25 protein-coding genes are annotated in these 25054 nt (G+C 46.0%); 16 read left to right on the top strand and 9 right to left on the bottom strand.

All coding sequences use genetic code 11. From position 1 onward, the window contains the following. Window positions 1–4: 4 nt before the first annotated feature. The 5 genes from V1467_RS04605 to V1467_RS04585 are packed head-to-tail and all read left to right on the top strand — an operon-like array spanning window position 5 to window position 4457. Window positions 5–1120, top strand: coding sequence for an FAD-dependent oxidoreductase (locus V1467_RS04605; protein ID WP_416307626.1), 1116 nt, complete (start codon window positions 5–7; stop codon window positions 1118–1120). Further along, a complete protein-coding gene (gene thiS / locus V1467_RS04600; RefSeq protein WP_416307625.1) occupies window positions 1117–1323 on the top strand; it encodes a sulfur carrier protein ThiS in 207 nt (68 codons plus the stop codon). Before V1467_RS04605 ends, thiS begins: the two co-directional genes overlap by 4 nt. 11 nt (window positions 1324–1334) lie before the next feature. Further along, window positions 1335–2135: a thiazole synthase gene (locus tag V1467_RS04595; RefSeq protein WP_416307624.1), complete on the top strand. Its 801-nt coding sequence runs from the start codon at window positions 1335–1337 to the stop codon at window positions 2133–2135. A 1-nt stretch (window position 2136) separates the two neighbouring features. Then, a complete protein-coding gene (gene thiE, locus V1467_RS04590) occupies window positions 2137–3696 on the top strand; it encodes a thiamine phosphate synthase (protein ID WP_416307623.1) in 1560 nt (519 codons plus the stop codon). After that, complete coding sequence (locus tag V1467_RS04585) at window positions 3693–4457, top strand: HesA/MoeB/ThiF family protein (RefSeq protein ID WP_416307622.1); 765 nt, start codon at window positions 3693–3695, stop codon at window positions 4455–4457. The genes thiE and V1467_RS04585 overlap by 4 nt, the downstream gene beginning before the upstream one ends. Before the next feature lie 47 nt (window positions 4458–4504). Here V1467_RS04585 and V1467_RS04580 read toward each other — a convergent pair whose 3' ends face one another. Continuing rightward, on the bottom strand, window positions 4505–7396 hold the full coding sequence (locus V1467_RS04580; RefSeq protein WP_416307621.1) for a TonB-dependent receptor: 2892 nt from the start codon (window positions 7394–7396) through the stop codon (window positions 4505–4507). Between the two features lie 319 nt (window positions 7397–7715). On the opposite strand from V1467_RS04580, the gene srmB reads away from it, so the two are divergent. Continuing rightward, window positions 7716–9008, top strand: coding sequence for an ATP-dependent RNA helicase SrmB (gene srmB / locus V1467_RS04575; RefSeq protein WP_416307620.1), 1293 nt, complete (start codon window positions 7716–7718; stop codon window positions 9006–9008). Between the two features lie 36 nt (window positions 9009–9044). Here the strand turns inward: srmB and V1467_RS04570 are convergent, their stop codons facing one another. Then, the gene (locus V1467_RS04570) at window positions 9045–10070 is read right to left on the bottom strand and encodes a GGDEF domain-containing protein (protein WP_416307619.1); all 1026 of its coding nucleotides are present in this window, start codon (window positions 10068–10070) and stop codon (window positions 9045–9047) included. A gap of 404 nt (window positions 10071–10474) precedes the next feature. On the opposite strand from V1467_RS04570, the gene V1467_RS04565 reads away from it, so the two are divergent. From V1467_RS04565 to V1467_RS04555, 3 genes are read left to right on the top strand one after another with little or no spacing between them, the layout of a single operon-like run. Continuing rightward, window positions 10475–11278, top strand: a complete 804-nt coding sequence (locus V1467_RS04565) for an SAM-dependent methyltransferase (protein WP_416307618.1) — start codon at window positions 10475–10477, stop codon at window positions 11276–11278. A gap of 19 nt (window positions 11279–11297) precedes the next feature. Then, window positions 11298–11474, top strand: a complete 177-nt coding sequence (locus V1467_RS04560; protein ID WP_416307617.1) for a hypothetical protein — start codon at window positions 11298–11300, stop codon at window positions 11472–11474. A 25-nt stretch (window positions 11475–11499) separates the two neighbouring features. Then, the gene (locus V1467_RS04555) at window positions 11500–13227 is read left to right on the top strand and encodes a diguanylate cyclase (RefSeq protein ID WP_416307616.1); all 1728 of its coding nucleotides are present in this window, start codon (window positions 11500–11502) and stop codon (window positions 13225–13227) included. Between the two features lie 11 nt (window positions 13228–13238). On the opposite strand, the gene V1467_RS04550 is transcribed toward V1467_RS04555, so the two are convergent. Then, window positions 13239–14309 (bottom strand): energy transducer TonB, encoded by a 1071-nt coding sequence (locus tag V1467_RS04550; RefSeq protein WP_416307615.1) that lies wholly within the window; start codon window positions 14307–14309, stop codon window positions 13239–13241. A 72-nt stretch (window positions 14310–14381) separates the two neighbouring features. On the opposite strand from V1467_RS04550, the gene V1467_RS04545 reads away from it, so the two are divergent. Then, window positions 14382–15245 (top strand): peptidylprolyl isomerase, encoded by an 864-nt coding sequence (locus V1467_RS04545; RefSeq protein WP_416307614.1) that lies wholly within the window; start codon window positions 14382–14384, stop codon window positions 15243–15245. On the opposite strand, the gene V1467_RS04540 is transcribed toward V1467_RS04545, so the two are convergent. From V1467_RS04540 to V1467_RS04525, 4 genes are all read right to left on the bottom strand, one after another. Next, window positions 15242–15517, bottom strand: coding sequence for a hypothetical protein (locus tag V1467_RS04540; RefSeq protein WP_416307613.1), 276 nt, complete (start codon window positions 15515–15517; stop codon window positions 15242–15244). The two genes, V1467_RS04545 and V1467_RS04540, sit on opposite strands and share 4 nt — an antisense overlap. Window positions 15518–15587: 70 nt before the next feature. Further along, window positions 15588–15899 carry a DUF2007 domain-containing protein gene (locus tag V1467_RS04535; protein WP_416307612.1) on the bottom strand — a complete coding sequence of 104 codons (312 nt, stop codon included), beginning with the start codon at window positions 15897–15899 and terminating at the stop codon, window positions 15588–15590. A 13-nt stretch (window positions 15900–15912) separates the two neighbouring features. Beyond that, window positions 15913–17025, bottom strand: a complete 1113-nt coding sequence (locus V1467_RS04530; RefSeq protein WP_416307611.1) for a PilT/PilU family type 4a pilus ATPase — start codon at window positions 17023–17025, stop codon at window positions 15913–15915. A gap of 11 nt (window positions 17026–17036) precedes the next feature. Next, window positions 17037–18074 carry a type IV pilus twitching motility protein PilT gene (locus tag V1467_RS04525; protein ID WP_416307610.1) on the bottom strand — a complete coding sequence of 346 codons (1038 nt, stop codon included), beginning with the start codon at window positions 18072–18074 and terminating at the stop codon, window positions 17037–17039. 175 nt (window positions 18075–18249) lie between these two features. Between V1467_RS04525 and V1467_RS04520 the strand changes: the two genes are divergently transcribed. Genes V1467_RS04520 through V1467_RS04505 form a run of 4 tightly spaced genes read left to right on the top strand, consistent with a single transcriptional unit; the run spans window position 18250 to window position 20816 of the window. Beyond that, window positions 18250–18936: a YggS family pyridoxal phosphate-dependent enzyme gene (locus V1467_RS04520; protein ID WP_416307609.1), complete on the top strand. Its 687-nt coding sequence runs from the start codon at window positions 18250–18252 to the stop codon at window positions 18934–18936. A gap of 7 nt (window positions 18937–18943) precedes the next feature. Beyond that, complete coding sequence (gene proC, locus V1467_RS04515) at window positions 18944–19762, top strand: pyrroline-5-carboxylate reductase (RefSeq protein WP_416307608.1); 819 nt, start codon at window positions 18944–18946, stop codon at window positions 19760–19762. Window positions 19763–19785: 23 nt separating this feature from the next. Continuing rightward, window positions 19786–20331: a YggT family protein gene (locus tag V1467_RS04510; protein ID WP_416307607.1), complete on the top strand. Its 546-nt coding sequence runs from the start codon at window positions 19786–19788 to the stop codon at window positions 20329–20331. A 59-nt stretch (window positions 20332–20390) separates the two neighbouring features. Then, window positions 20391–20816: a DUF4426 domain-containing protein gene (locus tag V1467_RS04505; protein WP_416307606.1), complete on the top strand. Its 426-nt coding sequence runs from the start codon at window positions 20391–20393 to the stop codon at window positions 20814–20816. 43 nt (window positions 20817–20859) lie between these two features. On the opposite strand, the gene yaaA is transcribed toward V1467_RS04505, so the two are convergent. Both yaaA and V1467_RS04495 read right to left on the bottom strand, forming a co-directional pair. Next, window positions 20860–21636, bottom strand: coding sequence for a peroxide stress protein YaaA (gene yaaA, locus V1467_RS04500; protein ID WP_416307605.1), 777 nt, complete (start codon window positions 21634–21636; stop codon window positions 20860–20862). An 89-nt stretch (window positions 21637–21725) separates the two neighbouring features. Further along, on the bottom strand, window positions 21726–22247 hold the full coding sequence (locus V1467_RS04495; protein ID WP_416307604.1) for an O-acetyl-ADP-ribose deacetylase: 522 nt from the start codon (window positions 22245–22247) through the stop codon (window positions 21726–21728). Window positions 22248–22392: 145 nt separating this feature from the next. Between V1467_RS04495 and tal the strand changes: the two genes are divergently transcribed. Then, the gene (gene tal / locus V1467_RS04490; RefSeq protein ID WP_416307603.1) at window positions 22393–23346 is read left to right on the top strand and encodes a transaldolase; all 954 of its coding nucleotides are present in this window, start codon (window positions 22393–22395) and stop codon (window positions 23344–23346) included. 71 nt (window positions 23347–23417) lie between these two features. Next, window positions 23418–25049, top strand: coding sequence for a glucose-6-phosphate isomerase (gene pgi / locus V1467_RS04485; RefSeq protein ID WP_416307602.1), 1632 nt, complete (start codon window positions 23418–23420; stop codon window positions 25047–25049). Window positions 25050–25054: the final 5 nt, after the last annotated feature.

Here is a 25054-nt window from a genome sequence, read left to right as displayed (position 1 = left end):
CTGTATGTCACATATTGCCATATTAGGTGCGGGCTTAATCGGCCGGTTGCTGGCATTATTGCTGGCTAAAGTCGACTGCCCGTCAACAACAGTCAAGGTGTCGCTGTTTGAGCGCCAGGACATAAATACCCCGAATACCACCGGCCGCGTCGCGGCGGCCATGGTGGCACCACTGGCCGAATCGGTGAATGCCAGCAGTCATATTGTTGAAATGGGCCAGCAATCCTTGCTGCTTTGGCCACAACTGCTGAGATACTTGCAGTTAACAACCACATTGCAGCAAACCGGAACCCTGGTACTGGCACATCGCCAGGATCACAACGAGATGCGCCATTTTCAACAACGGCTAAAATGCACTGACCGCACACAATGCCAAACATTAACCCCTGCCCAACTCCATCATCTGGAACCCGAGCTGGATGGTCACTTTAATCAGGCATTATGGCTCAGTGACGAGGCGCATATTGATAATCAGCAACTTTATGATGAAACCGCAACAGCGCTAAAATCCTCACCTATTAACCTGTTTGAACAACACCAGGCTGAACTGGTCGACGATGACCTGGTTGTCAATCAACAGGCAATTACTTGTGATTGGGTAATTGATTGCAGAGGAATGGGCGCTAAACAAGCGTGGCTCGACCCGGACAACGCACTGCGCGGAGTTAGGGGCGAAGTGATCAGGGTATATGCACCGGAAGTCAATTTGCAGCGCCCTGTTCGACTGATGCATCCACGCTACGCGCTTTATATTGTGCCGAAAGCTCACCACCAGTTTGTGATCGGCGCGACCGAGATTGAATCGGAGGGCAACAAAGCGCCCAGCATTCGCTCTACACTGGAATTACTCAGCGCAGCATACAGTATTCACAAAGGGTTTGCCGAAGCCGAAATTGTCAGTGTTCAGGCCGCATTACGCCCGACGTTACGGGATAACCAGCCGGCCATCGTCTGTCGACATAATATTATTCAGGTCAACGGGCTTTACCGACATGGTTATCTGCTGGCGCCCTATGTCCTGCAACACATTATGCTGCTGTTACATCAGGCAGGCTTGCCCTGCCGGTCATTTTGCTCGCATCCCGCGTCGGTTCATTCTACTTTGGTAACATATTTATGACGTTCAATATTAACGGTGACATTTTTACTGTCGCCGATATTCAAACACCCCTGACCTTAACTGGTTTACTTCAGCGGTATAATCCGCAATCACCTTATGCCGTTGCTATTAATGGTGAATTCGTCAGTCAGTCTGATTACCCCAAGATTATGGTTAACAGCCAGGACCTGATCGATGTTGTTTCACCGATTTTTGGCGGTTAAGGATAATTCTAATGTCTGACTTACTGACTATCTACGACCACACATTTTCCAGCCGTTTGCTGGTTGGCAGCGCGCTTTATCCTTCAATGCAGATTATGAAAAACGCCATTCAGGCCAGTGGCAGCAATATCGTCACGCTGTCGTTGCGTCGCCAGTCGCCGGAGAAAAATGGTGGGCAGGTCTTCTGGCAACATATTCAGAGCCTGGGTTTGACACTGCTACCCAATACCGCGGGCTGCCATTCGGTAAAAGAGGTCGTTAATTTGGCCAATATGTCGCGCGAACTCTTTCAGACCAACTGGATAAAGCTGGAGTTAATCGGTGATGACTACAACCTGCAACCCGATCCCGTTGAATTGCTCAAGGCGACCCAAATTTTGCTACAGGACGGTTTTAAGGTGTTGCCCTATTGCACCGATGATCTGGTGATCTGCCAGCGACTGGCTGATTTAGGCTGCCAGGTGATAATGCCGTGGGGAGCGCCTATCGGCACCGGCCGGGGTTTACTTAACCCTTATGCGCTGGAAAGTATTCGTCACCGTCTGCCCGATATCACGTTAATTATCGATGCCGGAATCGGTTTACCCAGCCATGCCACTCAGGCACTGGAACTGGGTTATGACGCCATATTGATAAACTCGGCGATTGCCCAGGCAACCGATCCTGTCAGTATGGCCACCGCGTTTAATTATGCAGTAAAAGCGGGGCGGGCTGGCTATCTGGCCCAGCCGATGCCAGCCAAACAAACCGCCCGGCCAAGCACGCCAACCCTGGGTATGCCCTTTTGGCATCATGACAAGCAAGGTGGATAAGATGCATACCGATTCCCCCCTGTGGGTTATTGCTGGCTCAGATTGCAGCGCCGGTGCTGGAATTCAGGCCGATATTAAAACCTTTCATTCATTGGGTGTTGATTGTCGCTCGGTGATAACGGCGGTTACTGCGCAAAATAGTTATGGTGTGCAACAAATTAATGCCGTAAGTGACAGTGCATTGATAGGGCAACTACAGGCACTTGAAGCCGATGGACGAGCCAGAATAATCAAAATAGGTCTGCTGGCGAATAGCCGACAGGTCGAACAGGTAGCGCAACGACTTGCGCAGTATAAAAACCAGTGGCAAGTACCGCCGCAAGTCATCTACGATCCTGTGGCTATTGCTTCCAGTGGTGGCGCGCTGACTGAAGACGATATTCTGCCAGCGATACGCGATAAACTGTTGCCCTGGGTAGATATTCTGACGCCCAATATCATGGAAGCAGAGATTCTCACTGAAATCAAAATCACCTCCTGGCACGATCTGCAAGTCGCCGCACAAGATATTGTCGGTCGCGGTTGTCATGCCGTGATTATCAAAGGCGGTCATCTGGATTTTATCAATCAGCGCCAACCCCAGCATTGTGTTGATTATTGTTTCGACGGTCAGCAACACTATTGGCTGGCAAGTCCGAAAATGCTCAGCCGTCAAACTCACGGTAGCGGTTGTACCTATGCATCGGCATTGGCCGCCTTGTTGGCACAAGATTATTTGTTACGCGATGCTGCAACCATTGCCAAAGCCTACGTCAATCAGGGCATTGCTGTGGCAGAACAGGCACAACCCGACAACCGGGCGCTCTGCCAAGGTGGCTGGCCATGCAACCCGGAGCATTATCCACGAGTATTGGTTGCAGACTCTGAACTAGCCCATGACTTAGACTGGAAAACCACCGATAACCTTTGTTCGGCTTACCGGTTTGACTGCGATTTTGCACCATTGCTGCCGGATTCTGTCGGCCTTTATCCTGTCGTCGATTCACTGGCGTGGCTGCAACGCTTGCTTAAAATGGGAGTAACCACCATACAATATCGGCAAAAGCAGCTTCAAGGTGATGCGCTTTGTGACGCGATTGAACAAGCGGTTGCTTTGGGTAACCAATATAACGCGCGGGTATTTATTAATGACTACTGGCAACTGGCTATCCAGCATCGGGCTTATGGAGTGCATTTGGGTCAGGAAGATATACACAGCGCCGATCTGCAACACATTAAACGGGCTGGTTTGCGACTAGGCATTAGCACTCACGGTCATTATGAATACTTGAAAATGTTGGAGTATCGTCCCTCCTATCTGGCGATAGGAGCCATATTTCCGACCGTCACCAAGGATATGAGCGGGCAAATACAAGGTATCAAAACTCTGGCCAATATTATGCAGCTGAACTCCGCTATCCCGACTGTCGCCATAGGGGGAATTACGCTGCAGCGGGCTGAAGCGGTATTGAATACGGGTGTCAGTGGTATCGCAGTGGTGACGGCCATCACCAGAGCCAACAATCCTGAATCGGCCGTCGCGCAATTTCAGCACATATTTCAACAAAGGGCGGCGATATGAGTCTTTTATCTGACAAGGAATTTATCCGCTATAACCGCCAGATCATGCTCGAACAGATTGGCGAACCGGGCCAAGTTAAATTTAAGCGGGCACATGTGATGATTGTGGGTATGGGCGGTTTAGGTTGTCCCGCGGCACTTTATCTGGCAGCCTCTGGTATCGGCAGCCTGACCTTGATTGACCATGACGTAATTGAATTAAGTAATTTACAGCGACAAATATTGTATAGCCAACAAGACATTGGCCGCGCCAAAGTCGAAGTTGCACAACAGGCACTAACAGCAATAAATCCGATGATAGAGGTTGAGACGATCAACGATAGTCTGTTCAATCTTGTCCCTGATGCCCTTCAAGGACTGGATATGGTACTGGATTGCACCGATAACCCTGAAGCCAGACGTTTTATCAATCAATTTTGCTATACCCGTCAATTAAAACTGGTGTCTGCATCGGCTATTCAAGGTCAAGGGCAACTGATTAGTTTCGACTTTGCCCGACCGGACTCGCCTTGCTACCAATGTTTGTTTCCTGTTGATGCCAAGCAGAAAATCAACTGTGCCAGCTCGGGTGTTATCAGTCCCCTATTGGGGGTAATGGGAAGCTTGCAGGCAAGCAGCGCATTACAACTACTATTAGGTGATCGAACAAGCCTGAATAGATTGATCACAGTGAACAGTCTGTCTATGCAATTCAAGCGATTCAATTTACCTAAGGACCCAAACTGCCAATGTTGCTCAACCATTGTCGCCCCACCTGAATAAAAAAAGCCCCGATAAATCGGGGCTCGACAATGCCATGTTATGTGAGACTAAAACTTGCCGCTGATCCCAACATTATAGGTTGCCCCCGGGAAGTAGGCGCGGAATGTCTGGCTATCATCTTCCAGATAAGTCGAGATAGGTTCATTGGTCAGATTATAGGCGTCAAAGCTAACTGTTAAGTCGTAATCTGTTGCCACTGGCAATAAATAACTGGCCGAAACATCAACCTGGCTTCTATCACGTGAAAACAGAGGTGTTCCCCAGATATCGCCACTATCCGCTCCATCCTGGTGATAGTAGGTAATGCGTGTCTGGAAAGCATCATTCTCATAGTACACCGTCAAGTTATGGGAATCGGAAATCCCGGTAATTTGGGTGCCTTCGTCCGCATCCTGACTGATCTTATTCGCACTGGCATTAAAACCCAGACCTGACACGATGAAATCAAGCGGCTGTACCCAAATTGCTTCGATACCGGTCAGTTTTACCATGCCTTTAATGTTTACCGCAGCACTCACGTTGGTAATACACTGATCGGAGTTGATTCCACCGCAGTTAGCTAACTGCTCTTCCTGGATGGAGCTTAAATCGGTGATATCCACGCCCCAGTCAACCAGGTCGGCAAATTGTACCAAGGTGCTTTCAGTGCGGGTAAAGCCGACGATATCTTTTTGATAGAAATTTAAGCCCACATAGCCCAAATCACTGAAGTAGTATTCTCCACCAAAATCGAAGTTAGTCGCTTCAAAGGGTGCCAATGCAGGGTTACCGGTATCAATAGTTTCAATCCCGGCTGAGGTCCAGTTAGTGTTGGGATACATTTTGGACGGATTAGCACGAGTTAAGCTGCGCGAAGCGCTGGCTCTGAGTTTTACATCATCAGTGACGTCATACACTGCGCTGAAAGAAGGTAATAAACGGCTATAGTCAGTACTCGCTTCACCATTTAAGGTGGATATATCCTGCTTAGTGTCTACATAACGCAAACCACTGTTGGTGCGCAGTGGACGACCCGCGACTTCAGTTTCGGTATTAATTTCAAAATAAACCGCCGTGACTTTTTCGACAATATTCCCGACACTGCCACCAAACTGGTTTCCGGTACTGGGTTCTGGTTCAAAACCGGCGTAGTTGATATCGTTTTTAAACTTGTTCCAGTCGAGGCCCACAATGCCATTTAAGCCCTGATAACCATCGATATTTTTACCCAAATCCGTCACTTTGGCATCGACTAAATACTGACCAAAGTTGTCGGCGATATTGGGCTGGTTAGCCAAGATGTAATCACCATAACCGGAACCACTATAACCCTGTGAGTTAGATTCCATTTTATCCGCAGCAAAACCGAACAAAATACCGTTACGAGTAGGATCTTCACCCCAGGCAAAATCAGCGTGGAAACCAGTGGTTTTATTTTGGCGAGAACCGCGGGCAAAACGTAAATCCATGGATTGCACATCACCTTCAGCACCTGGCCCTGCTACCAAACTCCAGTCATTTGAGGCTGTGCTTAAATCTCCGCTAAAGCCCATAGTGGGTACAATGCTGCCATTATCATAGGCAAAATTAACCGTCCCTTGAGGGCCAAAATACAACACATAAGGTTCGTCACGATCAAAATCGGACTCGGTACGACTGGCAGAAATATCCACCTTGAAGTCATCCGATACGTACCAGCTGAAGCTGGGCATAATGCTCAGAAAAGACAACTCTTCATCATACTGGCGTGTACCAACCCAAGGACGCGCGCCATAGAATGTACCGCTGACAATACGCTCACCGTCACCACGATCTACGGTTTGAATATTTTCCGGTAACCAGGCCAAATCATATTGCAAATAGTTGTTACGATAAATCAGCATCGCTTCGGTACGTTCGGCTTTGTAATCCGAATCCGCTTTAATCACATCCAGCGCCAAGTTCATGTCTTCGTTCGGTTTGTATTCAAAGGAAACTAGCGCCGAAACCGAATCCTTGGTGCCGCCCATGGTCATCATACGGGCAATACGTGGCATGCCCATATTATCCAGTTGGTCATCGCTTAACCCTGAGACCTGATTAATATCCAGCATATCACCGGCATTCACACCGGAATGCGAAGCTGCATAATCGGCTGACGCGATATTGGTGTACTGGAAATTGTTCCAGCCAGTGCTGCCTGCCACACAACCAGCTGTGCCTTCGCTCCATTCCGCTACACAACCGTTCTGGAAGTTGGCATCCTGTTCAAACCCATCCACACGGGTTTTGGCTCTTTTACCCACAATAGTAAAAAGTGCACCGAACTTGTCAGTCGAATAGCTGTAGGTAAAGGCCGCTTTAGGACTCACATCGCCCTGGGTTTCTTTGTAAGCGCCATCAAGCGAGAAACGAACATGCTGTCCTTCACCCATTTCTGAAGCACGAGCGGTACGCATATTCACATAACCGGAAACTCCACCTTCAATCTGATTAGCGGTGGCGGTTTTAGCAACCGACAGGCTACTAAACAGTTCAGTGGGGAACAAATCCAGATCCACTTGGCGATCACTGTTACCAGCATCCAGGCTACCCGTTGACGCTACCGACATGGAGTTACCGTTTAATACAATTTTGGTAAAGCCAGGACCTAAACCCCGTACCGAAATTTGTTGCCCTTCACCGCTGACTTCACGATTGATTTTTACCCCGGGGATACGTGCTAGCGATTCAGCCAAATTTAGGCTTGGCATCTTACCGATATCATCGGCAAAGACTTCATCGCTGAAACCGTTGGAATCGCGCTTGGCGTTGGTGGAGTTTAGCAGGCTACCACGATAGCCCTTTACTTCGATTACCTCTTCAGGATCATTATTTTCGCCAGCATTTGGCGCATCCTGAGCCGCTGCACTTGCAGCCACAATACTCAATAACAGAAAGGATTTTTTGCTTAGCTTGAAAGGAACTGAATTCTTCATCATTCACCTATTGGTTATTAATAGTGTCATTTTGAGCTTTACAACTTGCACGTAAGGGAAAGCAGCTAAATCCATAAGATTTGCTGCGGCAATGAAACTTGTATACAAGTATTCCTCGGAAGATATCCGATTGAATTAGAAAGATCTATTCGTATGTAATCCGTTTGTTATTTTTGCGTTTACGTTAATTAACAATGCCTACATAGCGCTGACAAAATAACCTTTTTGATCACTTTGATTTGTGTTTAATTGACTGATTTATGCCGCGTTGGGGTTATTTACGTATATAATGCCGGCATTATTTCTTTTGCTTGTGATTAACATGTTTTCCGAATTGGAATTAGACGACGAATTGTGCCAGGCAGTGGCCGAAATGGGCTTTACTACGCCCACCAGTATTCAGCAATTGGTTATTCCCGCCGCCATGGAAACCAAAGACATTTTGGCCTCAGCGCCCACTGGTACCGGTAAAACGGCGGCATTTTTGTTGCCTGCTTGTCAGTTTTTGCTGGATTTTCCACGCCGCGATCCGGGCTCCACACGGGTACTTATTTTGGAACCGACCCGCGAGCTGGCTTTGCAGGTTTACGAGCAAGCCTTGGCCATTGCCAAACACACCCAACTTAAATGTGGCGTTATTACCGGCGGGATCAATTACGGTACCGACCGTGATTTACTGGAAAGTAACCTGGATATTCTGGTGGCCACCCCTGGACGCTTGTTTGAGCATATCGAAACCGAAAGCTTTGATTGCCGTGATATTGAAGTGTTTATTCTGGATGAAGCCGATCGCATGTTGGATATGGGTTTTTCTACCGTGGTGAATCAAATCTCGGCCGAAGCGCGCTGGCGTAAACAAAGTATGTTGTTTTCCGCCACACTGGAAGGCGGCGGCGTTGCCCGTTTTGCCAAAGAAATACTCAACGATCCGGTAACATTAGAAGCCGAGCCGAGCCGTAAAGAACATGCCAAAATCCATCAATGGGCGCATTTAGCCGATAACTGGAAGCACAAGTACAACTTGCTGGTGAGCATCTTAAAAAATCAGGCCGACACCGCCATTGTGTTTGTCAAAACCCGTGAAAGCTTGATGGCTCTCAAAGACAACCTGCAAAGTAGCGGCATTGAAAACTGCTATTTGCAGGGTGAAATGCCTCAGGATAAACGCAACTTGGCATTGGCGCGTTTTAAAGCCGGTGAGGTCAAAGTATTAATCGCTACCGATGTCGCTGCTCGTGGTATTGATGTACCTAATGTTAGCCACGTAATTAACTTTGATATGCCGTATAAAGCCGATGTTTACGTGCATCGTATTGGCCGTACTGGCCGTGCCGGTAAAAAAGGCACCGCCATTTCCTTGGTCGAAGCCCATGATATTGAGTTGTTGCGTAAAATTGAACGTTATACCGAGCAAAATTTAAAACGCCGGATTATTGAAGACTTACGCCCGCAAAACAAAGAGCCGCGTCCACCTAAAATTAAAAAGAAACCTAAAACCGCCAAAGCGAAAAAAACCAAGCTAAAGAAAAAAGGCGCTCGCCCGGCGACTCCCAATAAAGAGCCTAAAGTGCGTCATCGTGATAGCAAAAATAAAGGCAAGCGCAGCAGCGAATAAAATTATTGCTTAATCTGGGAATGGAAAGATCAGAACTTATATCTGATCTTGCGCCACAACCTGATTGCGGCCATTGCGCTTGGCCAAATACAGGCGATTGTCGGCTTTGGCAAGCAACTCATTCAGCTCCATGCCATCATCACCAAAAATAGCGATACCAGCACTGAAGTTGATGAGTATTTCTGTTTGCTCTGTCAGGAGCGGGGTTTGCATCAGTTGCTGACGTAGTGAATCGACTTGCTGATAGCTTTCACGCAAACTGGCGCCTACCATCAATAAGGCAAACTCTTCTCCGCCAAAACGCGCCAGAATATCGGTCTGACGGACTCGTGCTTTAAGGAAGTCAGCCACATGACATAAAGCCAAGTCCCCCACATGATGACCGTATTGATCATTAATATTTTTAAAATAGTCCAGATCAATTAATACCATCACTAAAGGCGACTGGTGCCGCTTGGCATAAGCACTCAAATGCTGAAAGGCTTCAGTTAGCTTCATTCGATTGGCCAAACCGGTCAGCCTGTCGGTACCGGCCAGTTCAATCAGTCGCTCTTCATTTTGTTCCCGGTTACGCTCATAGATATGGGCAAAGGTCATCATCAAGCAGGAGCTAAGGATCACATTCAGCGAGGTAGCGATATTCAGACCAATATCCTTATCCATAAATCGCCAATGAAACACCGAAATACCAATAACAATAAAAAAAGCAGAACACCAAAATCCATGTTTGCGTCCCATCAGCAAATAAGAAATCACCGGAATGGTGAGTATCCAGGCAAAGATCGCCTCGGACGCATTAGGCCGGGCCAAGGCATACATCATAATGGTAAAAAAAGGTAGCAGATAAACCAGTATCCATTTATGCAAATTGGCTGTGGTAGGCACGATACGTAACAAAACAAGCGAGAAAAGTCCGTAACTTATTTCCAGTATCGCTAAGGGCATCAGACCCCGATAAAAATTAATCACCGAAAAAACACAACCACCGAAAAAAGTGATCAGTAGCAACAAACGCATCACATCGCGACGGTGCTGCAAATTCTGTGTGAGTTGCCCTTTCATACCACTCTCTTACTACTGTCATGATGATGTTTCATCAGTGACAAATGAGGTTTATCCTTCGGGATTGCATATCGAAATAGAAACTGGCCATATAATAGCCGGTTATTGCCGGTACAATTTATCCATTAATGCATAACTATTCAATTCCGTTTGGCCGTTTTTTCGCACAAATAAACGTTTTATACATCTTATACATCCGTCTCCATCTTTTTACTGACTCAAGGAGCTGAATAGCAAATTGGCGCTCCAGATTCGAAGCAATAAAGATAAAACGGCTACAACAAGTCTGATCACAATTATTTAGTAAAATGCCAATATACTCGGTAGTATCTCGGCCTACATTATTGTGGTTGTGAAAATTTATTTTAATCAACCCGTTACATCGAAATGGATATACACAAAAAATGAGTACGTCAGAAAGCACTGGCAGTATTGTGGTTGTCAGCACCGGCATGACTTTAGGCGCACACCTTACCCCCCGCTGCCGCAGTTATCTTGAACATGCGGATATTATTTTTGGCAGTAATCCGGCTCTGGTGGAGCAATGGATTAGCGAAATTAATCCCAACTACCATTCTTTGCAAGGCCTATATGCTGCCGGCAAGCATCGTCAAATTACCTATAGGGAAATGGTCGATACCATGCTGGCCGCCGTGCGAGAAGGTAAAAAGGTCGTGGGGGCCTTTTACGGCCATGCCGGGGTATTTGCCTGGGCTCCGCATCGGGTCATCAAGGAAGCGCGTGCTGAAGGCTACGCCGCGCATATGGAAGCAGGCGTATCCGCCGAAGATTGTTTATATGCCGATTTAAATATTGATCCCGGCCGCGTCGGCAGCCAGCATTTTGAAACCAGTCAGTTAATGGTATACCAGCGCCGTATCGACCCCACAGCTTATTTAATCTTATGGCAGGTGGGCATTGCCGGCGATACCACTATTAAGCGCTTTAGTACTGGCGAGGCCTATCGTCAGGTATTGGTGGATATTCTTGGTGAATATTATCCATTGGATCATCAGGTGGCGTTATATGAATGCCCCTTTACCGCCCTGGATGATGTGCGCATAGACTGGCTGGCATTAAAAGACCTGCCTCAGGCCGAAATGTCGCTGATTACTACATTAGTAATCCCGCCCAGCGAAAAAATGGTGAAAAACCAAAAAATATTAGATAGATTGGCTGCACTGGATTTACAAGAACAACAACTTTAAGTATTCAAAGGAAAACAATATGACAGCAATACAACTTTTGGAAAAATTGGGCGCAGACTCAACTTTCAACAAAGCTGATTTATCGCAAAATGATCTCGACTCTCTGATAAAATTAGGTCAAAGTGACGACGAAGTCATTCCTCCATTAACGCATGAATGTCCTGATGATGAGGACGAAGATGAGCGCGATAACTGACAGTTATCGCGATTTAGCGAAATAGATGTATAAATTATTTATACAAGCAGTATTCCTTTTTCTATGCTTTTTCCCGTTTACGGTTATAGCGAACGGCATAAATGATGTCCTGAAACAAGCTGATCATTTAAGAACATCAGCACCAGATGAATCAGCACAACTGCTTGCATCTATTCCGGTCGAGCAGCTTAATGAAAAACAGCAAGCCATTTACTCATTCCTGAAGGCATTTTCGACTTTAATGAAAGGAGAAACTCAGAATGGTATTTCACAAATGGAAGCACTTGCTAATAACACACCATTTAGCGATATTCGTACCAGAGCGCTAAGCTCTTTATTAAATAGCTATTCTGGTCTTCACGAGTGGAATAAGGCCTTTACCACCATTGAATTGTTACGGCATGCAATGGTCAAAATTGATGATATAAACATTAAAGATTATGCGGCTATTGCCACTATTTCTTTTTATACCAACATACAAGAATATTCGAGTGCCCGAAGCCACGCGCAACTTTTAATTGAAACGACTTCAAATGATAGAACAATTTGTTCGGCAATGAATAAGAAGCTATATGCTGACATAAAACTATCTAATAGCAATATTACAGAATACAACTTTAAAGAGGCTATCAGTTTTTGCCAATCTCTTGGTGAAACAGTTTTGGCACAAGCTATAGTTACGAATCTCGCTCAGTACTACATTGACCAGAAACAACCCCAACGCGCCCAGAAAATACTATTGGAGAATATTGATACCGTTAAAAGTTTAAATTTTCAGAGTTTAACTTCATTTTTTATTTCATTACTAATCGAAGCCTATGAAGGCTCTGGCAATCTGGAATCCGCTGCCCCTTATGCTGAAGATATCATTAATAACTACTCTTCAGATGACTTTTACTATTCTCATCTTGTCGCTTTTAAAGTCTTATCCCAACTGAGTGAGAGAAATAAAAACTATCAAGAGTCATTAGTTTTTTTTAAAAAGTTTAAAGCTCTAGAGAAACGTGATTTTGACGACAAAATGGCGCAAAAACTGGCTATTCAAAAAGCCAAAATTGACCGTGACAATCAGTTAAAACTGCTCAATAAAGAAAACAAATTGCTAATGACGCAAACCGAGTTGGTAGCGGAAAGAACTCGTAATACTCAACTCTTATTAACCTGCACGGTGTTATTATTGGGTATTGCGATAATTTGGCTGATTAAGAGCCGTATTACCCATAAAATGTTACGTAAAATTGCCCAAACCGATGAACTGACCGGTATTTGCAACCGCCACTACTTTACCAGTCAGGCCGAGACAAGCCTGAACTACTGCCAGAAAACCCGCCAGGAAGTCAGTTTTATTGTGTTCGATCTGGATCATTTTAAACAAGTTAATGATAACTATGGCCATCAGGTCGGCGACTGGGCTTTGAAGCAAGCCGTTTTGGCCGTACAAAAGATGTGCCGGGCCAATGATATTATTGGTCGACTGGGGGGCGAGGAATTTGCTATTCTATTGCCGGGTTGCGGTACCGACAAAGCCAATCAGCTGGCGGAATCCTGCCGCCAAGCCATTGCCAATATCAGTACCAGTGAAACCGGCCATCAGTTTAAGATCACCGCCAGTTTTGGCATTAGTCATAATGCCCAGGCCGGTTACGATTTAGACAAATTGTTTGCCTGCGCCGATCAAGCCTTGTATCGCAGCAAAGAGTCAGGGCGTAACAAAGTGTATGCTTATCAGGATGAAGTAGCTGTTCCCTCATAACCTCTTGTCGTTCAAAGAGTAGTGGTTTGTTGTTCGCCAGTGAGTTCGACCAACTTGAAACGGGCGCCTTGCTCACCACGCACAAAAACATTACATTCGCCCCACTGCAGCGGAATGTTCCACATTTTATCCCGTTTAACATCAAACTTGTTACGGTGCTTGTCACAGCGGATATCCATATCATCAATTTTGCCATTGATATCAACAAATGAAAAAGCTTTGCGACTCAAAGTGTGACGCCAGTATCCGCGCTGGCCGATAGTAGCACTGACAGCAATCGGATTGTCACTATCAATAAAATCATGAATCTTCTGCGCCGCCTGTTGTACGCTGTTAACCACTTCACTATTCAGTTCCGATTCTGAATTTTGCATCACATCAAAGGTATCCAATGCATCCATCAGCTTGTTTTGTTGTATTTCCAGAATAAACCTTTCTTGCAAACCGGCGGCGTAAATCTTTTTGGGCAAATATTCACCTTTGCTAATTAACGCATTGCTTAGATAATTCAGTTGTTCCTCAGGCTGACCGGTTGCACGGGCATAATTGGATTTAGCTAAGTCAAAAAATGCAGCCTCGTAATAATTCCAGCGCGGAATGTCTTCCAGTTCGTCCAATGTGGCTTGGGCTTGTTCTAGCTTATTTGCAGTTAGATAATCATTAAATCGACGCATTAGTTTTACAAATTTTCTGGTACCGCCTTTGGGGGCATTGTCTAACTTAAAATCCAGTTGTAACTTATTCTCACATTGCTGCACTGGTTTACCATTTTGCATGGCTGGAGCAAATTGCCATTTGGAAACCGCATTAAGTGCAGATTTTTCAAATCCTTCTATACCCGACGAATCAATAATAAAAGGATCAATAACCTGTCCCTGCTCATCAATCACATAGCTCAGCTGTACCCAACCTTCCTGGCCTTTACGCGCCTGGCTTCTCGGATATTGAGGAGTAACTCGTTCCTTTATTTGAGCGGATTGATCGGCATCTTGGGCAAAAGCAGCGGGAACACCTAAGAGGACTAACTGAATCGCGGCAGCGAGAGTCTTGACAGAAATTGTTGTTGATCGATCAAAGCACATATTCAATTCCTTTTGTTTTTAAGCTCACTTACTATTAAAACACAAAAGTCCCCCCCTACAGGAAATAAAAAGATGAAAAACTGTTTTTTGGCTTGCCTGATATTATTGAGTGGAATCTGTCAGGCGCAAGACGCCGACTGGCGTATTCCCCAGCAGAACAATCTGGTGTACCTACAACTCGACACCGGCACCGTGGTGATCGAACTGGCACCTTTTATGGCTCCCAATCATGTTAAACAGTTCCAAGCATTGGTGCGCGAAGGTTTTTATGACGGGCTGGATTTTTACCGGGTGATTGACGGTTTTGTGGCGCAGGCGGGAGATATCAGCGAACAGAAACCAAGTGACAATAAGGCTCCGTTACAAGCCGAATTTACTCGACCACTATCAAAAGATGACAGTTTCCGTCTGGTACAGTCACCGGAGTTTTTAGCTGCTGAGACGGGTATTTTGCATGGTTTTGCCGCCGGTCGGGATCCTAAGGATAAGGTCGAATGGCTATTGCATTGTTATGGCGTTGTGGCGATGGCACGCAGCAACGAGATTAACACTGGTACGACTGATTTTTACATTAATATTGGTCAGGCGCCGCGCCATCTGGATCGCAATATGAGCGTATTTGGCCGGGTGATTTACGGTATGCAACATATACAGGCGGTTAAACGGGGTGATCCGAATAACGGCGGCGTAATTGATGATCCGGCCAAGCGCAGCAAGATTTTATCTGCCCATATAGGCAGTGATTTAGGCGCATCTGAACAACTTAATTTGCATATCCAGAATGAATTTGGCGACACCTACGCCAATAAACTGGCCAGTTCCCGCAGTCTGGATAATCCGTTCTTTTACTACAAAGGTACCGGCAATATTGACGTCTGTTATCGTGGTGTGGCTAGCGAACTTATTCCTGCGGAAAAAGCCACTGAACAGGATTAAGAGCGCTTAATCCGCACCACATTCATCACCTCAAAGTCCATCCCTGCCACCTGCTCGGTGGCAGGATAATAAGAGAGGTTCACTCTGGCACCTTTAAGGTTCTGGTATTGCTGTTTGCGTTTAAACTTAAATGGCACTTCGCAGTTTTCAATCATTAGTGTATTTAAATACCAGTCATCTATTTCGCGCTCCACATGCGAAATCACTTTGGCGTTGTCGGTTTGAGTCAATTGCTGGTGTATAGCGAGTAGTTTATCTTTGTCGGTTAGCATATTGTCTGCATATGTTGCGATTGGAACCGTTAGAATAACAAATTTTTATTCAGATAGTGGCCGGTTAGGGTTATTCCGGACGCTGAAGTTGGCATTGCCAGCAGATATCAAAACTGGCGGTATTAGCTTCACCACATTCGGGACAAAGCCAGTCACTCTGGCCTTCTCCCTGTTGTTGCATGGAATTGACAATATTTTGTGCCTGAGGCAGCCATTCATCATCAGTAACCCAGACTTCTGGCCAGCAATCAAGCGGCGATAAATCTCCGGCCGCTCCAATAGCAAATTCATTCTTGATACAACAGGGAACACCTTTTTGTTCCAGTAACTCTTTAAGGTGCCAAACCATAAAACGGTCTTCACTGCTAAATAATTTGTGCATAACAGTCTTCCGGTTAGTCTATATCGATAGAAACGCCGCTCAGCGAACCCATACTGGTGCCTTCTCCGGTATCCAGTTTAATCATCAAGCGCAAATCATTGGGTGAATCAGCGCAGTGCAGCGCATCATCCAGGCTGACCAAGTCCCGTTTGTACAGATCATATAAGGCCATATCAAAGGTTTGCATGCCCTGCTCTTTACCTTTTTGCATGGCTTCTTTTAAACCGCCAATTTCATTACGCTGAATCAAATCCCTTACAAATGGCGAGTTGAGTAATACTTCGATGGCGGCCACCCGGCCTTTGCCGTCCTTGGTAGGCACCAATTGCTGAGCGACGATGGCGCGCATATTCAGGCTTAAATCAAAACGCAGCTTGTCGTGTTGATCTTTGGGTGCCAGATGCATAATTCGCTCAATGGCCTGATTGGCATTGTTGGCGTGCAGAGTGGCCACACATAAATGACCGGTATCGGCAAAAGACATGGCGTATTCCATGATTTCCATCGAACGAATTTCCCCAATCAGGATCACATCGGGCGCCTGGCGCAACGAGCTTTTCAGTGCATCGTCGAACGACTGGGTATCAATCCCTACTTCACGCTGAGTCACCACACAGTTAGCATGTTCATGGACAAATTCGATCGGATCTTCAATGGTCAGAATATGGCCGCGAGAATTCTGGTTACGATGGCCCATCAATGCAGCCAGAGAGGTGGATTTACCGGTGCCGGTGGCCCCCACAAATAACACCAGACCGCGTTTAGCCATAATGATATCTTTAAGAATATCCGGTAGCCCCAAGTCATCAGCCTTGGGAATTTGGGTCACAATGCGGCGAATCACCATACCGGGTAAATCCCGTTGCCAAAAGGCACTTACCCGAAAACGCCCTATTCCCTCTCGCGCAATGGCGAAATTACATTCTTTGGTGTCGGCAAATTCTTTTTGCTGCTTGTCATTCATCGCGCTGTCACATAACGCCTGCGCCTGATCAACAGTCAAGTTTTGCTGGGTGATCGGCGTCATCTGGCCATTAATTTTGGCGCTAACCGGAAAGCCTACAGTAACAAACAGATCCGACGCATTGGTTTCAGCCATTTGTTGCAAGAAAGGGGATAAATCCATTGTGATATCTCCTAAAATTTGGGTTGTTTATCAATGGATTTGGCGGCCGCATCCTGGGCACTAATCTGGCCTGAGCCCACCAGGCGCTGCAAGCACTGATCCATAGTTTGCATACCGTGCGCCTGACCGGTCTGAATCACCGAATACATTTGCGGCACTTTGTCCTCACGGATCAGGTTACGAATTGCCGGAATACCAATCATAATTTCATGTGCCGCCACTCGCCCGCCGCCGATTTTTTTCAGCAGGGTTTGTGAAATAACCGCGCGCAAGGATTCGGATAACATCGAACGCACCATAGATTTTTCTTCGGCCGGGAAAACATCAATGATCCGGTCAATGGTTTTGGGTGCAGAGTTGGTATGCAAGGTACCAAATACCAGGTGCCCGGTTTCTGCCGCCGAGATAGCCAAGCGTATCGTTTCCAGATCACGTAATTCCCCTACCAGGATCACATCCGGATCTTCCCTTAATGCGCTGCGCAGTGCGTTGTTAAAACTGTGGGTATCACGATGCACTTCCCGTTGGTTAATCAGGCTAAGTTTATTTTCGTGCACGAACTCGATGGGATCTTCGATGGTTAGAATATGCTCACGCTTATGCGCATTAATATGATCCACCATGGCCGCCAGCGTGGTACTTTTACCTGAACCGGTCGCCCCAGTCACCAGTACGATTCCGGTGGGCTGATTGATAATATCTTTAAAAATTTGCGGTGCGCCTAAATCATCCAGTGTCAGCACTTTACTGGGAATAGTACGTAATACCGCCGCAGCGCCACGATTTTGTACAAACGCATTCACCCTGAATCGCGATAAGTCTTTTACCTCAAAGGAAAAGTCGGTTTCCAGATTTTCTTCATATTCCTTGCGCTGCTGGTCATTCATAATTTCGTACACCAGCGCATGCACCTGTTTATGATCCAGCGGATCAATATTTAACCGGCGCATTTCACCATCAACCCTGATAATGGGCGGTAGTCCTGCCGAAAGGTGCAAATCCGAGGCGTTATTTTTGACACTAAAGGCCAAAAGTTCGGTAATATCCATAGCCACTCCGTAGTGATGCAATTCTATTTCTATACCCAAAAGCATTGGAATTGCACGGCGGCGGCAAATGAATGAGACCCCATGAGCTTAGTTTACTAAGTGATTAGGGCTTATGAGTGCAGCCAACAAACGTGCAGCTTCAAGGATGAAGGGTATATACAACCGCAAAAAGACTATGAAAACAATAGCAGAACAGCTTCAATCCGTATATCAAGCCATACATAACTGTGCTGCTGAATGCGCGACTGAACATAAAACAACCTTGCTGGCTGTCAGTAAAAAACATCCGGCTCAAGCGATACGCGATGCTTATCAGGCCGGACAACGCGCTTTTGGCGAAAACTACGCCCAGGAAGCGGCCAGCAAGAAGGCAGAACTGCCGGATCTGCCAGAGATTGAATGGCATTTTATTGGCCCGATACAATCCAACAAGACCCGCCTGATTGCCGATACCTTTGACTGGGTACAAAGTGTGGATCGGGCAAAAATCGCCCGGCGTTTAAATGAACAACGTGACACATCCTTAGCACCGTTGAATATTTGTTTGCAGGTGAACATCAGTCTGAAAGACAATAAATCCGGTGTTCATCCTGACGACATGATGCCGCTGGCCGAACTGGTTGATAAGTTACCCTATTTAACCTTGCGAGGCTTGATGTGTATAGGTTCAGCCACCGATGATATCGCTGTTCAACAAGCCGAATTCAGTACCATGCAACAATTGTTTAGCCAGTTAAAAGACAACTATGCATCGGTTGATACTTTATCGATGGGCATGTCAGGTGATTGGCAACTGGCCATTAAATCCGGCGCAACTATGATACGCTTAGGTACTGCAATTTTTGGAAGTCGAGGAAACTAAACAGCTTATGCAACACAGAACAATTGCCTTTATTGGCGCCGGAAATATGAGTCGCAGTATTATCAGTGGCATGGTATCCAGCGGTTACCCGGCCGATAAAATCACCGCCAGCAATCCTTCCACACCGAAACTGGATGCGTTATCTGCAGACTTCGGAATTAACACCACCACCGATAATTTGCAGGCGCTGCAACAATCCGAGGTGATTGTATTGGCGGTCAAACCACAATTAATGGAAAAAGTCTGTGAGCATCTGCAACAAACTGACTTGTCGGATAAATTATTCATCTCTATTGCTGCAGGTATCGAACAAAAACGTTTACTGGAAATGCTGGGTGGTAACTATAAGTTAGTACGCACCATGCCCAATACCCCTAGCTCATTGGCTAAAGGTATGACAGGTCTGTATGCCGACAAGTCAATTAGTGACACAGATCGTCAATATGCGGGGGATCTGCTCAAGCAAGTGGGTGAAATTCTGTGGGTTGAACAGGAATCGATGATTAATGGCGTGATTGCAGCAGCGGGCTCCAGCCCAGCTTATTTTTTCCTGTTTTTACAGTCCATGCAGGAAGAAGCGATGCGTATGGGATTTGATCAAGACGCCAGCCGCTTATTGGTACAGCAAGCCATGTTGGGGGCCGCTGAAATGGTTTGTCACAATCCACAACTTGAATTAAGCGAGTTACGCGCCCAAGTTACCTCCAAAGGCGGCACGACAGCTCAGGCCATTGCCAGTTTTCAGGACAGTGATATTGCAGGTGTGGTCAGTAAAGCCATGCAAGCGGCGGTAAACCGTGCTAAACAAATGTCTGATTTATTTTAATTGCTTGTGTTAGGAAAACATCAATGAATGCGACCCAGTTTTTAATCGATACCATTTTTAATCTTTATTTGATGGTAGTGATATTGCGGATTTGGCTGCAATTAGCCAGAGCGGATTTTTATAATCCGTTTAGCCAGTTTGTGGTGAAAGCCACTCATCCCATTATCGGCCCAATGCGTAAATTATTGCCCTCAATGGGTAATATTGATACGGCATCCATCATATTGGCGTTATTAGTAGCAGGATTAAAAATCACTATTGTCGGTTTAATGGCAGGCGCCAGCATCATTAATCCGTTGGGGATATTTATTGGTGCAATATTAGTAGTGATAAAAGAAGCCTTTCAACTGATTTTTTATATCCTGATTATCCGCGCCATTATGAGTTGGGTGAGTCAGGGTTATAATCCGTTCGAGGCTTTATTGGCACAGTTAACCGAGCCGATGCTGGCGCCAATCAGAAGAATTATCCCGCCTATTGGTGGTCTGGATTTATCCATTTTATTCCTGATTATCGCCTTACAGTTTGCCCAAATTCTGCTAGGTGACTTGTTTGGTGCCATACTTTAACAGCAATCTTAGCGCATCCGTCCAACCCTGGTTGGACGGTTTAAAAACAGGAGAGCGAGATGAGATTATCATTTAAATCAATCATTGCGTCGCTGTTGTTGCTCTGCTCCGTCACCCATGCAGAACAATTAGAAAAACTGGGGCCCTGGGATGTGCACTATATTGTGATCCCCAGTACCTTTATTACGCCGGAAATATCCAAAGCGTATGGATTACAACGTAGTAAATATAAGGCTTTGATCAATATTTCCGTACTGGATAGCCAAAGCAAAGAAGCCCAGTCGGTGGTGGTTAGTGGTACGGCAAAAAATTTGCTGGGACAAATTCGCCAACTGGATTTTCAGGAAGTGAAGGAACAGCAATCGATCTACTATCTGGCGCAGTTTACTATCGATGATGACGAGTTATGGCGTTTTGATATTACAGTTCGCCACGGCAACGATAGCCAAAAACTGATGTTTAAACAGAAGGTTTATGCGGAATAAACCAGCCTATTCCCCGCAGCCAGTATTGCGGGGAATAACACATTTACAGTTGCTCTTTACGGCAAAAGACCAGCTCATCTGCCGATGACATCGCCGCATTATAGGTATATCCGTCGGCGTCAAACTCTTTTAGCGCATTCACATCATTCAGGCGGTTTTGAATAATATAGCGCGCCATCATGCCTCGGGCTTTTTTGGCAAAAAAACTGATGACTTTATACTGGCCGTTTTTTTGGTCCTTAAATACCGGGGTGACAATCCTGCTTTTCAGTTTGTCCCTTTTCACCGACTTGAAATATTCATTGGAAGCCAGGTTAATCAGCACGTCCGCATCCTGTTCCTTTAGTACTTCGTTCAACTTTTCGGTAATACGAGTGCCCCAGAATTGATACAAGTCTTTGCCGCGACGGGTAGTCAGCTTTTTACCCATTTCCAATCGATAAGGCTGCATTAAATCCAGCGGCTTTAATAAACCGTACAAGCCGGACAGAATACGTAAATGCTGCTGGGCAAAGGTAAAGTCATCATCACTGAAAGTACTGGCCTGCAAACCGGCATACACATCACCATTAAATGCCAGGACTGCCTGTTTGGCATTGTCGGGGGTAAAAGGTTGTTGCCACGAGCCAAAACGGGCTGCATTCAAACTGGCTAACTTATCGCTGATACTCATCATGCTGGCAATTTTTTGCGGTGACAGTTTTTTACATTTATCGATCAACATTTGCGATTGATCGAGCATCTCGGGTTGGCTAAAAGAATCGGTAACGGGAGGCGTTTCATAATCGAGATTTTTGGCAGGTGATACCACAACAAGCATGTATTAAACCTTAACGGGTAGAGAGAAAATCTAAAATGCAATGGTAACAAGTTAGCCTGTGGATTAACACATTGGCCTATGGCTCAAACTTAATGATGCTGGCTGCTTTGTAATGCCGACAACCATGCTTGATGTACCTTATCGTCATAGGCACAAAGGATCACTTTGCGAATATTCGGATAGCAAGCACAGCTTTCGGTAATGGCGTTGACCGCAATACGACAAGCTTCATCCAGCGGATAACCATATACACCGCAACTAATAGCCGGAAATGCCAGGCTGCGTAATTGATACTGTTCGGCCAAGGCGATACTGTTTTGATAGCAGCTTGCCAGCAATCTGGCTTCGTTTTGATGGCCATCCCGATAAACCGGCCCAACGGTATGAATAACATATTTGGCTGGTAACAAGTATCCTTGGGTCAGTTTAGCCTGCCCGGTTTCGCACCCCCCCAAGGTTTTACATTCTGCAATTAAATCCGGTCCGGCGGCGCGGTGAATTGCTCCATCGACACCACCTCCCCCCAACAGTGACGAGTTGGCAGCATTGACGATAGCATCAACCGCAAGCTGGCAGATATCCCCTTGTAGCAAAGTCAATTTGGCACTCATAAAAATTCCTGTTATGTCTTATATATAAGTAATTCTGGGCTGATTGACCGAATTTAGTAATAATATAGAGATGAATCAGCATAGTGACTGTAATCAAAGTGCGATAAATTAATCCAATGTTTTCAACATTAATAGGAACAAATCAATGCCAAACCAATTAGAGAGTCTAAAAGCCCTCACCACGGTAGTCGCCGACACCGGTGATATTGAAGCAATAAAAAAATACCAACCCGTCGATGCAACAACCAATCCATCACTATTGCTTAAAGCTTCAGAAATGGAGCAATATCAGTCGCTTATTGAACAATCTGTGGCTTGGGCTAAAGAACAATCGAATGATAAAGCCCAACAACTTATCGATGCGGGCGATAAACTGGCCGTGGCTATCGGGGCCGAGATTGTCAAAATCGTACCGGGTAGAATTTCGACCGAAGTGGATGCCCGTTTATCCTTTGATACCGAAGCGACAATCAAAAAAGCCCGACGTTTAATCGAGTTGTATCAACAAGCTGGTGTTAGCAAAGATCGTATTTTAATTAAAATGGCGTCCACCTGGGAAGGCATTAGAGCCGCCGAAGTGCTGGAAAAAGAAGGCATTAACTGTAATCTGACGTTATTATTCGGCTTTGCTCAAGCCGTCGCTTGTGCCGAAGCTGGCGCTTATCTGATTTCTCCATTTGTCGGCCGTATTCTTGACTGGTACAAAGCCAGCACCGGTAAAACAGACTACACCGCCAGCGATGATCCGGGCGTTGTTTCTGTGACCGAAATTTATCAATATTATAAAGATCATGGCTACAACACCGTGGTGATGGGAGCCAGTTTCCGTAATACCGGTGAAATTATCGAACTGGCGGGTTGTGACCGTTTAACTATTGGTCCGGGCCTGTTGGAAGAGTTGGCTAACAGCAACGAACCTGTTGTGGCTAAACTGATAGACAAAGGCGCGACAAAAACCCCCGGTGCTAAACTGACCGAGCAGGAATTCCGTTGGCAGATGAATGAAGATGCTATGGCAACCGAAAAATTGTCAGAAGGTATCCGCAATTTTGCTGCCGATCAGGTTAAACTGGAAACACGTTTGAAAAGCCTGCTGTAGTCAGCCATTTTTAATATTTTGAATAGGGCAATCATATTGCCCTTTTTTAATTTCTCATTCAGGAAAACATTATGACATTACTTTCTGCCACGCCAGCCTGGAAAAATTTGCAGCAACTGGCTGATTCCGTTCAATCTCAACATATGCGTGACTGGTTTGCCGCCGAGCCGGCACGGGCTGAAAAGTTCAGCGTTGAAAGTTGCGGAATTTTCCTGGATTACTCAAAAAACAGAATCAATGACGCCGTGTTGCAAGGTCTGTTTGACTTAGCCAAACAGCAAAATGTTGAAGCCAAACGTGATGCGATGTTTGCCGGAGACACGATCAACTTTACCGAGCAACGTGCTGTATTGCATACCGCGCTACGTAACTTTTCCGATCAGCCCGTATTGGTAGATGGTAAAGATGTGATGCCGGAAGTACGGGCTTGCCAGCAAAAAATGCAGCAACTGGTGCACAAAATTCATTCCGGCGAACACAAAGGCTATACGGGAAAAACGATTACCGATGTCGTTGCCATTGGTATCGGCGGTTCTTTCCTCGGCCCCAAAATCATGTCAGAAGCACTTAAACCCTACTGGCATAAAGGCATCAAAGTCCACTTTGTAGCTAACGTAGATGGCTGCCATATCGCCGACGTGCTGGCAGAACGTGATCACCAACAAACATTGATATTGATGTCATCCAAGTCTTTTACCACTCAGGAAACATTACAGAATACTCTGACGGCCAAAGACTGGTTTCTGGACCAAGGTGGCTCGCAACAGGATATCGCGTTGCACTTTATGGCGGTATCTTCCAATATCAAAGCCGCTACCGAGTTTGGCATTGCCGAGGACAATATTTTCCCGATGTGGGACTGGGTAGGTGGTCGCTATTCACTGTGGTCGGCAATTGGTTTACCGATTGCTCTGGCACTAGGTTATGACAACTATCAGGCTATGCTCAAAGGCGCCTATGCGATGGATGAACATTTCAAGACTGCACCGCTGGAGCAAAACCTGCCCTTTATTTTAGGTTTGCTCGGCAGTTGGTATATCAACTTTTTTGGCGCACAAAGCCATGTTTTGCTGCCTTATTATCATTATATGCGCGGTTTCCCGGCTTATATCCAGCAGCTGGATATGGAAAGTAACGGTAAGTCCGTCACTACCAGCAACGAAGTCGCCGATTATGCGACCGGACCTGTTATTTGGGGTAGCGAAGGCACCAATGGCCAGCATTCTTTCCATCAGCTGATCCATCAGGGGCAAGTGCTGATCCCGGCTGATTTTATGTTGCCACTCAAGGTCCCTAATTCTGCTGATCCACACCATGCTATGTTGGCGTCCAATTGTTTTGCCCAGTCACAGGCGCTAATGCAAGGCAAGACTCTGGAGCAGGCCCAACAGGAATTGCAAGCCAGTGGAAAAGCGGATGACGCATTAGCCCAGCACAAGGCCATGGCCGGTAATAAACCTAGCAATACTTTGTTATTCGAGCAGCTCGACCCACATACTTTAGGTGCACTGGTGGCGCTATACGAACATAAAGTGTTTGTGCAGGGCGCAATCTGGGATATCAATTCTTTTGATCAATGGGGAGTGGAACTGGGGAAAGTCATGGGTAACCAGATTCTGGACAAATTACAGGATAAGACTCAGGATTGTGAGTTTGACAGTTCCACTAACAGCTTGGTTGAACGCTTTAGACGTACCAACTAATAGAA

Source organism: Neptunicella plasticusilytica (assembly GCF_047922965.1).
Classification (GTDB): Bacteria; Pseudomonadota; Gammaproteobacteria; order Enterobacterales; family Alteromonadaceae; genus Neptunicella; species Neptunicella plasticusilytica.
Note: the sequence above shows the minus strand (reverse complement) of the source record. Positions and strands in the feature narration are given on the sequence as shown.

What these genes read in the sequence shown, in the direction of transcription:
- V1467_RS04605 (WP_416307626.1), top strand. Translation starts at nt 5, where the DNA reads ATGTCACATATTGCCATATTAGGTGCGGGCTTAATCGGCCGGTTGCTG.
- thiS (WP_416307625.1), top strand. Translation starts at nt 1,117, where the DNA reads ATGACGTTCAATATTAACGGTGACATTTTTACTGTCGCCGATATTCAA.
- V1467_RS04595 (WP_416307624.1), top strand. Translation starts at nt 1,335, where the DNA reads ATGTCTGACTTACTGACTATCTACGACCACACATTTTCCAGCCGTTTG.
- thiE (WP_416307623.1), top strand. Translation starts at nt 2,137, where the DNA reads ATGCATACCGATTCCCCCCTGTGGGTTATTGCTGGCTCAGATTGCAGC.
- V1467_RS04585 (WP_416307622.1), top strand. Translation starts at nt 3,693, where the DNA reads ATGAGTCTTTTATCTGACAAGGAATTTATCCGCTATAACCGCCAGATC.
- V1467_RS04580 (WP_416307621.1), bottom strand. Translation starts at nt 7,396, where the DNA reads ATGATGAAGAATTCAGTTCCTTTCAAGCTAAGCAAAAAATCCTTTCTG.
- srmB (WP_416307620.1), top strand. Translation starts at nt 7,716, where the DNA reads ATGTTTTCCGAATTGGAATTAGACGACGAATTGTGCCAGGCAGTGGCC.
- V1467_RS04570 (WP_416307619.1), bottom strand. Translation starts at nt 10,070, where the DNA reads ATGAAAGGGCAACTCACACAGAATTTGCAGCACCGTCGCGATGTGATG.
- V1467_RS04565 (WP_416307618.1), top strand. Translation starts at nt 10,475, where the DNA reads ATGAGTACGTCAGAAAGCACTGGCAGTATTGTGGTTGTCAGCACCGGC.
- V1467_RS04560 (WP_416307617.1), top strand. Translation starts at nt 11,298, where the DNA reads ATGACAGCAATACAACTTTTGGAAAAATTGGGCGCAGACTCAACTTTC.
- V1467_RS04555 (WP_416307616.1), top strand. Translation starts at nt 11,500, where the DNA reads ATGTATAAATTATTTATACAAGCAGTATTCCTTTTTCTATGCTTTTTC.
- V1467_RS04550 (WP_416307615.1), bottom strand. Translation starts at nt 14,309, where the DNA reads ATGTGCTTTGATCGATCAACAACAATTTCTGTCAAGACTCTCGCTGCC.
- V1467_RS04545 (WP_416307614.1), top strand. Translation starts at nt 14,382, where the DNA reads ATGAAAAACTGTTTTTTGGCTTGCCTGATATTATTGAGTGGAATCTGT.
- V1467_RS04540 (WP_416307613.1), bottom strand. Translation starts at nt 15,517, where the DNA reads ATGCTAACCGACAAAGATAAACTACTCGCTATACACCAGCAATTGACT.
- V1467_RS04535 (WP_416307612.1), bottom strand. Translation starts at nt 15,899, where the DNA reads ATGCACAAATTATTTAGCAGTGAAGACCGTTTTATGGTTTGGCACCTT.
- V1467_RS04530 (WP_416307611.1), bottom strand. Translation starts at nt 17,025, where the DNA reads ATGGATTTATCCCCTTTCTTGCAACAAATGGCTGAAACCAATGCGTCG.
- V1467_RS04525 (WP_416307610.1), bottom strand. Translation starts at nt 18,074, where the DNA reads ATGGATATTACCGAACTTTTGGCCTTTAGTGTCAAAAATAACGCCTCG.
- V1467_RS04520 (WP_416307609.1), top strand. Translation starts at nt 18,250, where the DNA reads ATGAAAACAATAGCAGAACAGCTTCAATCCGTATATCAAGCCATACAT.
- proC (WP_416307608.1), top strand. Translation starts at nt 18,944, where the DNA reads ATGCAACACAGAACAATTGCCTTTATTGGCGCCGGAAATATGAGTCGC.
- V1467_RS04510 (WP_416307607.1), top strand. Translation starts at nt 19,786, where the DNA reads ATGAATGCGACCCAGTTTTTAATCGATACCATTTTTAATCTTTATTTG.
- V1467_RS04505 (WP_416307606.1), top strand. Translation starts at nt 20,391, where the DNA reads ATGAGATTATCATTTAAATCAATCATTGCGTCGCTGTTGTTGCTCTGC.
- yaaA (WP_416307605.1), bottom strand. Translation starts at nt 21,636, where the DNA reads ATGCTTGTTGTGGTATCACCTGCCAAAAATCTCGATTATGAAACGCCT.
- V1467_RS04495 (WP_416307604.1), bottom strand. Translation starts at nt 22,247, where the DNA reads ATGAGTGCCAAATTGACTTTGCTACAAGGGGATATCTGCCAGCTTGCG.
- tal (WP_416307603.1), top strand. Translation starts at nt 22,393, where the DNA reads ATGCCAAACCAATTAGAGAGTCTAAAAGCCCTCACCACGGTAGTCGCC.
- pgi (WP_416307602.1), top strand. Translation starts at nt 23,418, where the DNA reads ATGACATTACTTTCTGCCACGCCAGCCTGGAAAAATTTGCAGCAACTG.